The organism is Pseudomonas sp. (assembly GCF_037994325.1).
Lineage (GTDB): Bacteria > Pseudomonadota > Gammaproteobacteria > Pseudomonadales > Pseudomonadaceae > Aquipseudomonas.
This window is the reverse complement of the sequence record NZ_JBBNAH010000786.1, coordinates 1-11619: the sequence shown is the minus strand read 5'-3', so window position 1 is coordinate 11619 and position 11619 is coordinate 1. Positions and strand designations below refer to the sequence as shown.

Annotated in this window: 9 protein-coding genes; 3 read left to right on the top strand and 6 right to left on the bottom strand. The window is 59.4% G+C overall.

From position 1 onward, the window contains the following. Both AAAB16_RS26500 and rep read right to left on the bottom strand, forming a co-directional pair. On the bottom strand, nt 1-526 hold a 526-nt coding region (locus tag AAAB16_RS26500), incomplete at its 3' end, for a xanthine phosphoribosyltransferase (RefSeq protein ID WP_340666057.1). 56 nt (nt 527-582) lie between these two features. After that, nucleotides 583-2592 (bottom strand): DNA helicase Rep, encoded by a 2010-nt coding sequence (gene rep, locus AAAB16_RS26495; protein WP_340666056.1) that lies wholly within the window; start codon nt 2590-2592, stop codon nt 583-585. Nucleotides 2593-2843: 251 nt separating this feature from the next. Between rep and AAAB16_RS26490 the strand changes: the two genes are divergently transcribed. After that, on the top strand, nt 2844-4520 hold the full coding sequence (locus tag AAAB16_RS26490) for a bifunctional diguanylate cyclase/phosphodiesterase (protein WP_340666055.1): 1677 nt from the start codon (nt 2844-2846) through the stop codon (nt 4518-4520). Here AAAB16_RS26490 and AAAB16_RS26485 read toward each other — a convergent pair. Then, entirely contained in the window at nt 4432-5871 is a 1440-nt protein-coding gene (locus AAAB16_RS26485) for a NorM family multidrug efflux MATE transporter (protein WP_340666054.1), read from the bottom strand. The genes AAAB16_RS26490 and AAAB16_RS26485 overlap by 89 nt on opposite strands. 154 nt (nt 5872-6025) lie before the next feature. Here AAAB16_RS26485 and AAAB16_RS26480 point away from each other — a divergent pair, with 154 nt between their 5' ends. Both AAAB16_RS26480 and AAAB16_RS26475 read left to right on the top strand, forming a co-directional pair. Beyond that, a complete protein-coding gene (locus AAAB16_RS26480; RefSeq protein WP_340666053.1) occupies nt 6026-6946 on the top strand; it encodes a LysR substrate-binding domain-containing protein in 921 nt (306 codons plus the stop codon). Between the two features lie 193 nt (nt 6947-7139). Continuing rightward, nucleotides 7140-9116, top strand: a complete 1977-nt coding sequence (locus tag AAAB16_RS26475) for a methyl-accepting chemotaxis protein (RefSeq protein ID WP_340666052.1) — start codon at nt 7140-7142, stop codon at nt 9114-9116. Between the two features lie 42 nt (nt 9117-9158). On the opposite strand, the gene AAAB16_RS26470 is transcribed toward AAAB16_RS26475, so the two are convergent. The 3 genes from AAAB16_RS26470 to AAAB16_RS26460 form a co-directional block, all read right to left on the bottom strand. Continuing rightward, the gene (locus AAAB16_RS26470) at nt 9159-9383 is read right to left on the bottom strand and encodes a SymE family type I addiction module toxin (RefSeq protein WP_340666051.1); all 225 of its coding nucleotides are present in this window, start codon (nt 9381-9383) and stop codon (nt 9159-9161) included. A 165-nt stretch (nt 9384-9548) separates the two neighbouring features. Further along, nucleotides 9549-11045, bottom strand: coding sequence for a YifB family Mg chelatase-like AAA ATPase (locus tag AAAB16_RS26465; RefSeq protein ID WP_340666050.1), 1497 nt, complete (start codon nt 11043-11045; stop codon nt 9549-9551). 36 nt (nt 11046-11081) lie between these two features. Further along, nucleotides 11082-11342 carry an accessory factor UbiK family protein gene (locus AAAB16_RS26460; protein WP_340666049.1) on the bottom strand — a complete coding sequence of 87 codons (261 nt, stop codon included), beginning with the start codon at nt 11340-11342 and terminating at the stop codon, nt 11082-11084. Between the last annotated feature and the right edge of the window lie 277 nt (nt 11343-11619).

The following is an 11619-nucleotide window of genomic DNA, read 5'->3' as shown; positions in this document are numbered from 1 at the left end:
CCAACGACTCCACCCAATAGCCTTGCTCGTCGAGTTCTTCGCGGCCTTTCTGGAACGATTTTTCGATTACCACACCGATGCCGACGATTGTCGCGCCGGACTGTTTGATCAGGTCGATCAAGCCATGGGCAGCGCGGCCGTTGGCGAGGAAGTCGTCGATCAGCAGTACGCGGTCGGTCGGCAGCAAGTGCTTGGCGGACACGGCGATGGTGCTTTCGGTTTGCTTGGTAAAGGAGAACACCTTGGAGACCAGCAGGTTTTCCTTGAGGGTCAGCGACTGGTATTTACGCGCGAAAATCACCGGCACGCCCAGTTCCAGACCGGCCATGATCGACGGCGCAATGCCCGAAGCCTCAATGGTGACGATCTTGGTAATGCCCTGATCTTTAAACAGCTCAGCAAAGGCTTGGCCAATCTGCTGCATCAGGCGCGGGTCGATCTGGTGGTTAAGAAAGGCATCGACCTTGAGCACCTGGTCGGACAGCACCACGCCTTCTTCGATAATCTTGTTTTTCAGCGCTTCCATCTCAGGGCTCTCATTTCAACTGTTGCTGGTTTAGTAAGGGTAGGGCGCTCGCCCGGTCACTTTTTCATCATGGCGCGAATATCGGCCAGGGCGGCATTGCCGCGTACGGCTTTGACTTCCACCGGCGTGTCTTCCAGGCCTTCCCAGGCCAGGTCTTCAGGCGGCAGTTCATCGAGAAAACGGCTGGGTGAGCAGTCGATAATTTCGCCGTATTGTTTGCGCCGTGCAGCAAAGGTGAAGGCCAGCGTTTGCCGGGCGCGGGTGATGCCCACGTAGGCCAGGCGGCGTTCTTCTTCGATGGTGTCGGCTTCAATACTGGAGCGGTGCGGAAGAATTTCTTCTTCCATGCCGATGATAAATACGTACGGGAATTCCAGGCCTTTGGAGGCATGCAAGGTCAGCATTTGTACGCCGTCGGCGCCTTCTTCCTCTTCCTGCTGGCGCTCCAGCATGTCGCGCAACACCAGCTTGCCGATGGCGTCCTCAATGGTCATGTCACCGTCTTCGTCGCGCTCCAAGGTATTTTTCAGCGCGTCGATCAGAAACCAGACGTTGCCCATCCGCGCTTCGGCGACTTTGTCGCTGGAGGCGTTCTGGCGTAGCCAATTCTCGTAGTCGATGTCCATCACCATGCTGCGCAGCACGGCAATCGGCTCGTTCTCCACACATTGCAGACGGATTTTATCCATCCAGCGTTTGAACCGTTGCAGGCGCTCGGTGTAGCGGCTGTCGAGGTGTTCGCCCAGGCCGATTTCGTCGGCGGCGTTGTACATCGAGATCTTGCGCTCGGTGGCGTAGTTGCCGAGTTTTTCCAGGGTGGTGGAGCCGATCTCGCGGCGCGGCACGTTGATCACGCGCAAAAAGGCGTTGTCGTCATCCGGGTTTACCAGCAGGCGGAAGTAGGACATCAGGTCTTTTACTTCCTGACGGCCAAAGAAGCTGGTGCCGCCCGACAGGCGATAGGGAATCTGATGGTGCTGCAATTTCAGCTCCATCAGTTTGGCCTGGTAGTTACCGCGGTAGAGAATGGCGAAATCGCTGTACGGCCGGTCGGTGCGCAGGTGCAGGCTGAGGATTTCCATGGCCACACGCTCGCATTCGGCGTCTTCGTTTTTGCAGCGAATAACGCGAATTTCATCGCCGTGGCCCATCTCGCTCCACAGTTGTTTCTCGAACGCGTGGGGATTGTTGGCGATCAGTGTGTTGGCGCATTTAAGGATGCGGCTGGTGGAGCGATAGTTCTGCTCAAGCATTACCACCTTGAGGGAGGGGTAATCCTCTTTCAGCAGCATCAGGTTTTCCGGGCGGGCCCCGCGCCAGGCGTAAATCGACTGGTCGTCGTCGCCAACCACGGTGAACTGGTTGCGTTGGCCGACCAACAGTTTCACCAGCAGGTACTGGCTGGCGTTGGTGTCCTGGTATTCGTCGACCAGCAGGTAGCGCACCTTGTTTTGCCACTTTTCCAGAATGTCGGCGTGTTCTTGGAACAGCTTTACCGGCATCAAGATCAGGTCGTCGAAGTCCACCGCATTGTACGCCTTGAGCGTGCGCTGGTAGTGCATGTAGACGATGGCGGCGGTTTGTTCTTTCGGGTTGCGGGCGTTTTCCAGCGCTTCGGGCGGCAAAATCAGGTCGTTTTTCCACGAGCCGATGTAGTTTTTGATCTCGTCGATGCCGTCATCGCCCGCGTATTCCTTTTGCATGATGTCGCTGAGCAGGGCCTTGATATCGCCTTCATCGAAGATCGAGAAACCCGGCTTGTAACCCAGGCGCGCCCCTTCCTTGCGGATGATGTTCATGCCCAGGTTATGGAAGGTGGACACCGTCAGGCCGCGCCCTTCAGCACCTTTGAGCAAGGTGCCGACGCGTTCTTTCATTTCGCGCGCGGCCTTGTTGGTAAAGGTCATGGCCACGATGTGCTGGGCGCGAATACCGCACTGTTGCACCAGGTGGGCAATCTTGCGGGTGATCACGCTGGTTTTGCCGGAGCCGGCGCCAGCGAGCACCAATAGTGGGCCGCCGACGTAGTTCACGGCTTCTTGCTGCCGGGGATTGAGTCGGGACATCGTGTTTGCATCAGAAGAAGAGGGCGCGCATTTTAGCAGGCCTGGTGCAGAATGCCGTAACCGTCTGGTTATGTGACGCAGCCCATACTGGCTACCTGACAGCCTTGGTTATTTCAAACAATCCAGTACGCTAGTGCCGCATCAGCGGGGGCTGATGAGGAAAAACATCGCACAGGAGGTGCGCAAGAGACGCCGATAACGGCGCGAAAGGGCGGTAGAACCGCCATGTGTAATGCTTTGGGGGAAGTCGCTTGTCCGCGCATGTGCAAACCTTGCGTATAGTCCTGCTGGCCGAAACGCCGGAATGGGCGGCGGTGCTGCGTGAGCACCTGGCTACGATGGGCAATCCGTCGGCGCTGATCACGGCGCCGTCTTGGGCCGCTGCCAGCGGCCTATTCGATGAACACACTCAAGGTCTCTTGCTGGCCACGCCGCTAATGCAGCCTGAGCCTGGTAGTTGCCCGTTGCCCACTGTGCTGCTCTTGGAGCAGGAACCGCCAGAGCCGCCGGTAGGCGTGAGCGACTGGCTGGTACGCGAGGCGTTGACGGCCGACACCCTGCGCCGTTGCCTGCGTTATGTGTGTGAACACGGCGTGCTCAAAGACACCTTGCAGCGCTTGGCTGAGCAAGACCCGCTCACGGGCATCGCCAACCGCCAAGGTTTTCAGACCCTATTGACCGCCCAGCTCGCCGAGTTCAAAGGCCGTGGCTTAGCTCTTGGCCATCTGGATCTGGATAACTTCCGCCACGCCAATGATGCCCTTGGCCACCAGGCCGGTGATCGCTTGATCCTGCAGGTGGTCGCGCGTTTGAAGGGCCAGCTTTCGGTTGATGACCACCTGGCCCGTTTGGGCAGCGATGAATTTGCCTTGCTCTTGGACATCCGCCGCGACCCGCAGCGCGCGGTGAAGATTGCCGAACGCATCACCGAAGCGCTGTCCGAACCTTACTGGGTGGACGGCGAAAGCCTGTTGATCGGTTGCAGCTTGGGGGTGGCCCACGCCCGCGTCGATGCCGGCGCCGACCCGTTGATGTGGCACGCCCATATCGCCATGCAGCAGGCCAAGAGCCAACAAGGCTGCACGTTTCATGTCTTTGACGAGCGCATCAACCGCAATGCGCGCAGCGTTGCCGATCTGGAAAGCGAGTTGCGCCGTGCCTTGCGCCGTGACGAGCTGGAACTGCACTACCAGCCGCGTTTATGTCTGAAAACGGGCCAGATTCTCGGCCTAGAGGCGCTGGTGCGCTGGCGTCACGCCGAGCGCGGCTTGCTGGCGCCGAATGAGTTTGTGCCACTGGCCGAGGAAAGCGGTTTGATCGTGCCATTGGGCTACTGGGTAATTTCCCGTGCCCTGCGCGATATGCAGTGGCTGCGCGGGCGTGGGCTGCCGGCCTTGCATATGGCGGTGAATCTGTCGTTCCGCCAGTTTCAGGACAGCCAGTTGCTGCCGACCCTTAGCCGTTTGATTGAGGAACGTGGTGTGGATGCACGCTGGCTCGAATTCGAGCTGACGGAAACCGCCGTGATGCGCCGCAGCGACCATGTGCAGCAGACCATGAAGGCCCTCGGCAAGCTGGGCGTACGTTTTTCCTTGGATGACTTTGGCACCGGCTTCTCGTCGTTTGTGCACCTGAACAACCTGCCTATCACCATGCTGAAAATCGACAAAAGCTTTGTCGGTGGCATGGACGATCGGCCGGAAAATCGCCAGTTGGTGCGGGCGATGATCAACCTGGCACATAACCTCGAGCTGGCGGTGGTGGCCGAGGGCGTGGAAAACACCGAGCAGCTGGAACTGTTGCGTCAGTTCGGTTGTGACCAAGTGCAGGGTTACCTGGTCAGCAAGCCTCTGCCGCTGGCCGAGTTGGCGCGTTTTCTGGTGTTTGGTAGTCGCCAGGCGTTGTTGTCGGGGCTGACGACTGTTTAAGCCGCAGCATGCGCGCGGTTTTCCATTCAAACCCCAGGGTCAGCCCTATTGCTGCGCAGGCAAGTCCAGCGGCCAACCCCCACCAGACACCTTGTGCGCCCCAGCCCAGGTGAAATGCCAGTAACCAGGCCGCTGGTGCGCCGACCAGCCAATAGCAAACGATGCCCACCAAAAACGTGGTTTTTGCGTCTTTCAGCCCGCGAATCGCACCCATGGCAATGGTTTGAATACCGTCGAACAGCTCGAATAACGCGGCGATGGCCAACAGGCTGACGGCCAGGGCGATGATGTCGGCAAAGGCTGGGTCGTTGGTGTCTAGATACAGGTCGACCACTGCCTGCGGCGCCAGCCAAAACAGCAGACCAAAGCCCAGCATGCACACCCCGCCGACCAGCAGACCCAAGCGCCCGGCGCGACGCGCTTCCTCCAGGCGCCCGGCACCGAAGTGCTGGCCGATGCGAAAGGTCACCGCGTAAGAAATGCCCACCGGCACCATAAAGGCTACATACACCGATTGCAGGGCGATCTGGTGAGCCGCCATCTGCGTGCTACCCAGCGCGCCCATGCACAGCGCAGCAAAGGCAAACAATCCCGACTCCACTGCATAGGTGCCGCCAATAGGCATGCCGAGGCGCAGCAGTTCGACCATCGCTGCCCGTTGTGGACGTAGCAGGCCGGTGAACAGTGGATAAGGCGAATAGGCCGAATGGCGCAGCACATGCAGTGCCAGCAACAACGCCATCAGGGTGCTGACAATCGCCGTGACCAGACCAATGCCCGCCAAGCCCAGGTGCGGCAAACCGAACATACCGTGGATCAGCACATAGTTGAGTGCCAGGTTGGCCAGCGCGCCGCCAATGCTGATGGCCATAACCGGGCCGGCGCGGCCAATGGCGCTGGTAAAGCCGCGTAGGGCCATAAAGCTCATATAGCCGGGCAGGGCGAATACTAAGGTGGACAGAAATTGCCCGGCACCCTGCACGCTGTCTGGCGTCTGGCCAAACAACAGCAAGATGGGGCCAAGGTTCCAGAGCAATAGCCCGGCGCCCAAGGCCAACGCCCAGCCCAGCCATAAGCCGTTTTGCGTGAGTTGGGCGACGCCCAGATGGTCGCCACTGCCGTGACGAATCGCCACCAGATTGCCAACGGCGGCAATCACGCCCACGCAGAAAATCGACACAAAGGAATAGCTCGCCGCGCCCAAGCCACCGCCAGCGAGGGCGGCCGGGCCGAGCAGACCCATCATCACCGTGTCGGTAAACACCATCATCACGTGCGCCAGTTGAGCGGCGATCAGGGGGCCAGCGAGGCGCAGAATGGCTTTCAGTTCAGCTCGGGTAGCGGTTGGCATGATGAGTCTGGCTCAGTTAAGGCGCGGATCAGATGGCGCTGCATTGGCTTCAGGTGGAGCCATTCTGCGAGCTTCAGCCGGCATGCACAAAAGGATAAAAACGATATCTGTCATGACTTAAACTCATGCCAGATTTTTCTCTGGAGCTTGTGTGATGTCTCAGCGTCTTCCCGGCTTATATGCGCTGCGCGCCTTTGAAGCGGCGGCGCGGCATGCCTCGTTCACCCAGGCAGCGCAGGAATTGGCCATTACCCAAAGTGCGGTAAGCCGGCATATCCGCACCCTGGAAGAGCACTTTGGCTGCCGATTATTTCAACGCGCCGGACGCAATCTGCAGCTCACGGAGGCGGCGAGAATGCTATTGCCCGGTGTAAGCGATGGGTTCGCTGCGCTGGAGCGCGCGTGCGGCGCGTTAAGCACTGACGACTCGATCCTGCGCTTGAAAGCACCCTCGACCCTGACTATGCGCTGGTTACTGGCGCGGCTATCGCGTTTTCGCATGCTGGGCGACGGCATGGAAGTGCAGCTCACCAGCGCCTGGATGGATGTCGATAAGGTCGACTTTCACCACGAGCCGTTCGATTGCGCCGTGCTACTGGGCAAGGGAAGTTTTCCTGAGGAATGGGAAAGCGTCGAATTGTTTGCTGAATGGCTGATCCCCGTTTGCGCGCCGGAAGCCGTTGCCGATGGGCCTTGGGATTTGCCGCGGTTGCAGCAGGCCGAGCTGTTGCATCCCACCCCGGATCGCCGCGACTGGCGGCGCTGGTTGCAGGCTACCGGGCTGACTGAGGACATTGCGCTTAAAGGTGGCCAGGTGTTCGACATCTTGGAGCTCGGTATGGTGGCGGCGGCGCGCGGTTACGGGGTGTCGATTGGCGATTTGGTGATGATTGCTGAAGACGTCGCCCAAGGTCGTCTTGGCCTGCCCTGGCGCAGCGCCGTCGCCAGCGGTGACAGTTATTTCCTGGTCTGGCCCAAGGCCAAGCGGGGCCAAGCCCGCTATCAACGCTTGCGCGACTACCTGCTGAATGAGGTCGCTGCGATGCAGTTACCAGTCGTCGTACATCTTCTGTAACCTCTGCGTGTTTTTTTCCGACGAGGGTGATGGCTAAATGCCTCGTTTCGATTGACGCACGAATTTACTCAAGTATTCTGCGCGCCCCGCCGAATATCTAAACAGGCTGCCCTCCACAAGCGGGCGGCCTTATTTCTGCTTTTATGGAAATGTGGCGCAACTCAAGCGCCGCTGCTCGCCTATGGAGATGTACATGTCTCAGCCACGTTCCCGCATCGCCTGGCAGCTCGCCTCTGCCCTGGCCGTGATTCTGGTTTTGCTGATTGGCCTTAGCACGCTGTTCGCCTTGCGCTCGTTAAGCACGGCCAACTTGACCACCCGCGAAGAGCATTTGGGCAGCGAAGCCCGCTTACTGGCTGACCAGCTCAGCACCTTCCACACCAGCCTCAAAGAAAGCACTCAGCGCCTGGCCGGCTTGTTTGAGCAGCGCTTTAGTACCGGCCTTAACGTGCATGTCGATGAGCGTGTGCCGGTAGCGGCGTTGCAAGCGCCCGCGTTGTACCTGGGCGATGTGCGTCTGAACAACGAGTTCAACGAAGTAGACGAATTCCGCCGCCTCACTGCTGGCGTGGCCACGGTGTTTGTTCGCGATGGCGACGATTTCGTGCGCGTCACCACCTCGCTGACCAAGCAGGACGGTAGCCGCGCCATTGGCACGGTGCTCGACCATGCCCACCCGGCCTATCAACGTCTGCTCAGCGGGCAAAATTATGTTGGGCGCGCGCTGTTGTTTGATCGCTTCTACATGACCCAATACACGCCGGTGACCGACCCCTCGGGCAAGGTAATTGCCGTGTTGTTCGTAGGTTTTGACTACACCGACGCGCAGAACGCCCAGTTCGAAAACCTCAAACGCTTCCGGATCGGCTCGACCGGTTCGCTGGCGCTGCTGGATGAGCAAAAGCATTGGCTGGTACCGCCAGCCGGCGCTCAACAGCCCGACAAAATTATCGACAACGTGGTGAGCCTTGCCGCCAAGCCTGGGAAGGGCGAGTTCTGGCATGACGGCGAGCAGGAGTTCTACAGCGTGGCCCAGCCGTTTGCCGGTGGCCCATGGACGGTCTTGGCCAGCATGCCGAAAACTGAAATTCAGGCGGTGACCTGGCGTGTCGGCGGCCAATTGGCCATTGGTAGCTTGATCACCCTGATGCTGGCAGTGGGTGCGGTTATCTGGTTGCTGCGGCGCAAATTGCGCCCACTCGGTGACTTGGTAAATCAAGCACATGCCCTGGGCAACGGTGACCTCAGCGTGCGGCTGAATATCGCCAGCCACGACGAAATTGGCGAGTTGGCGCGCAGCTTCAACCAGATGGGTGAAGCGCTGTCGACCATGGTGTCGCGCATTCGCGGGGCGGCGGAAAATGTGAGTAGCCGCGCGCAGGCATTGGCGGGTTTGTCCTCCGGTGCTTATGAAGGTATCGAGCAGCAGTCCGGCGAAATCAGCAGCATGGCCGGCGCCGTGGAAGAGTTCAGCGCCACCTCGCTGAATATCGCCGACAACATGCGCCACACCGAACGCCTGGCTAATGAAAACTCTCAGCAAACCCGTATTGGTCGTACCTCCATGGAGGAAGCCTCGGCAGCGCTGGAGCAAATCTCCAGCTCGCTGAATGGCACCGCCGATGTGATCAACACCCTGGGCCAGCGCTCGCAGGAAATTGGCGGCATCGTCAGCGTGATTACTTCTATTGCCGACCAGACCAATCTGCTGGCCCTCAACGCCGCCATCGAAGCTGCACGCGCTGGTGAGCAGGGCCGTGGCTTTGCCGTGGTGGCAGATGAAGTGCGCAGCCTGGCTGGCCGCACCCGCGATGCCACCAATGAGATCTCCGCCATGATCCAAAGTATTCAAGGCGAGACCAGCAGTGCCATCGCCACCATGGAACAAGGCAAGCTGCAAATGCAGGACGGCTTGCAGCGTAACGCCAAAGTCGCTCAGGCGTTGACGCAGATTGCCGAGCAAAGCCAGGCCGCTGGCGAGCAGTTCGCCGCCATCACCACGGCTACTGGCGAGCAAAGCAGCACCGCGACCATGCTCAGCAGCAACCTGCAGAGCATCGCGTTGGCCAACAGCGAACAGCACGAAGTGATCACCAATTTGGCCGAAACAGCCAAAGAGCTTGATCAATTGGCAGCGGGGCTGCGTGCCGAGGTCGGGCGCTTCCAGTAACCCGCAACATGGAAAAATCCCCGGCGCCAACCGGGGATTTTTTTATGCCGCTGTTATCACCAGGCAGCCTTTGATAATGCGCACCCGAACGGTGTCATTCACCTCAAACCCTGCCTGCTGTAGCCACAGCCCCTTCAGTTGTAACCACGGGATTTTCTTTGGTTGTGCGTACTGACTTTCGCGCTTGCTGGGCGCCACATAGTCAGCGGCGACTTTCAAATGGCGTTCGGTGAATTGCGGAGCAAGTGAAACTTCATGGATGGTCATGATTGATTCCTGCGCAAAGGCGTCTAGTGAGCGGGCGTACGAATTGCACACACCGGGGCTACACCTGCAGTTTGCTCAACTAAATACTGGATATCCATACACTATCGCTTTAATGCGCAGCGGTAATTCCTGAGAGATGGTGCGGATGTTTCCTGTAAGTTGCGATTAACCTTGTGTAGCCCCCCGATATTGCAGGGCTTCAGCCAAGTGCTCGCGGCTAATAGCTGTGCTGTATTCAAGGTCGGCCAGGGTTCGCGCCACTTTTAAAATTCGATGCGCCGCGCGCAGTGAGAGGCCGAGGCGCTCGCAGGCGGTTTCCAGCCAACGCTGATCTTCCTGTTGCAGCGCGCAGTGCTCGCGTAAGCCGGGCAGATCAAGAAAGGCATTGGCGACGCCTTGACGGCGCATTTGCAGCGACCTGGCCTTGGCCACCTGCGCTGCCGCTGTGGCAGTGTCGGCGCCCTTCTGTGCGCAGACATGCAGCACGGTGGTTTCCCGCGCGACGGTGACGTGCAGATCAATGCGGTCCAGCAACGGGCCGGACAGCTTGCCGCGATAGCGCTGCAACTGTTCAGTGCTACAGCGGCAGCGACCGCTGGGGTCACCGAGGTAGCCGCAGGGGCATGGGTTCATTGCCGCGACCAGTTGAAAGCGTGCGGGGAAATGCACTTTATCTTTAGCTCGCGCGATCACGATCTGGCCGCTTTCAAGGGGCTCACGCAGCACCTCCAGCACACGTCGATCAAATTCGGGCAGCTCATCAAGAAACAAAACACCGTGGTGCGCCAGCGTGATTTCGCCAGGTTGCGGGCGACTGCCGCCACCCACCAACGCCGGACCAGATGCCGTGTGATGGGGATGCCGAAAAGGTCGCTGCGGCCACGCACTCATTGGCGTATGACTGGCTACCGATTGAATGGCGGCTACTTCCAGTGCCTCTTGTTCTTCCAGCGGTGGCAAAAGACCCGGAAGCCGGCTGGCGAGCAGGGTTTTGCCAGTCCCAGGTGGGCCGCTGAACAAGAGGTTGTGCGAGCCAGCAGCAGCGACCAGCAAGGCGCGTTTGGCGGCGACTTGTCCTTGCACTTCACTGAGATCGGGATAGGGCGCGCAATGGCGCAAAAGACCCTGCGCCTGGTAGGGCGCAATGGGTGTGTGGCCGTTGAAATGCGCGGCCAACTCCAGCAGATGATCTATCGCTAGCACTGTCAGGCCTGATGCCAGGCTGGCTTCTTCGGCATTGCTGCGCGGCACTATCAAGGTGCGCCCAGCGGCGCGCGCCGCCAATGCTGCCGGCAGTACGCCCTGTACTGAGCGCACGGCGCCGGACAACGCCAACTCGCCCAGGCACTCGATATTTTCCAAGGCTGCCACGGGCACCTGACCGCTGGCGGCAAGAATGCCCAGGGCGATGGCGAGGTCGAAGCGCCCGCCGTCTTTAGGTAAGTCGGCTGGCGCGAGGTTTAAGGTGATGCGTCTTTGCGGAAATTCGAAGGCGCAATTCAGAATTGCGCTACGCACGCGGTCTTTGCTTTCTTTGACTGCGGTTTCCGGCAAGCCCACTAACGTCAGCGCCGGCAAACCATTGGCCAGGTGTGCTTCGACAATAACGGAAGGTGCTTGTACGCCTACTTGGGCGCGGCTATGGACGATAGCCAGGGACATCGATCACTCCTTGATCACAGACCACTCAGCAGTGGCTCACTCGCTAGGCGGCGACGCTTTGGCTTCCAGCTCGGCAACCTTGGCTTCCAGTGCCTCAAGGCGTGCGCGGGTGCGGGCGAGGACGGCCATTTGGCTGTCGAACTCTTCGCGGCTAACCAGATCAAGCTTGCTGAAACCACTTTGCAGCAAGGCTTTGAATTGGGTTTCGAATTCACCGCGTGGCAGAGGTGTTTCACCATTGAACAGGCGCGATGCGTGGGTGCTTAGGGCGTCGAGCAGGGCTTTGGGCGGCAGCATAGAAAGGTTCCAGAAAAGTCGGCTGGCAGTGTATCACGCAGCATCTAGGCTAACGGTTGCAGGGTTTTGCACGGTTTTGGAGCGCGGGTTAAGCAAGGGGTGCGCTGTTGTTGTGCGTGACTCGCCTATGCGATCTGGTCACGGTATTGGGTAGGCGCTGTAACTCACTGAATTTCGGGCTTTTCAGCGAGCTGGCAAGCTTTCTGCTTAGTGGCCTATGACGCATGCACCGATGCAGTTCGGATGCGTAAGGCGAAGCGGGGGAGTCGTTTCGTCA

Coding starts and splice junctions, on each gene's coding strand:
- AAAB16_RS26475 (WP_340666052.1), top strand. CDS start 7,140: ATGTCTCAGCCACGTTCCCGCATCGCCTGGCAGCTCGCCTCTGCCCTG.
- rep (WP_340666056.1), bottom strand. CDS start 2,592: ATGTCCCGACTCAATCCCCGGCAGCAAGAAGCCGTGAACTACGTCGGC.
- AAAB16_RS26465 (WP_340666050.1), bottom strand. CDS start 11,045: ATGTCCCTGGCTATCGTCCATAGCCGCGCCCAAGTAGGCGTACAAGCA.
- AAAB16_RS26460 (WP_340666049.1), bottom strand. CDS start 11,342: ATGCTGCCGCCCAAAGCCCTGCTCGACGCCCTAAGCACCCACGCATCG.
- AAAB16_RS26470 (WP_340666051.1), bottom strand. CDS start 9,383: ATGACCATCCATGAAGTTTCACTTGCTCCGCAATTCACCGAACGCCAT.
- AAAB16_RS26485 (WP_340666054.1), bottom strand. CDS start 5,871: ATGCCAACCGCTACCCGAGCTGAACTGAAAGCCATTCTGCGCCTCGCT.
- AAAB16_RS26480 (WP_340666053.1), top strand. CDS start 6,026: ATGTCTCAGCGTCTTCCCGGCTTATATGCGCTGCGCGCCTTTGAAGCG.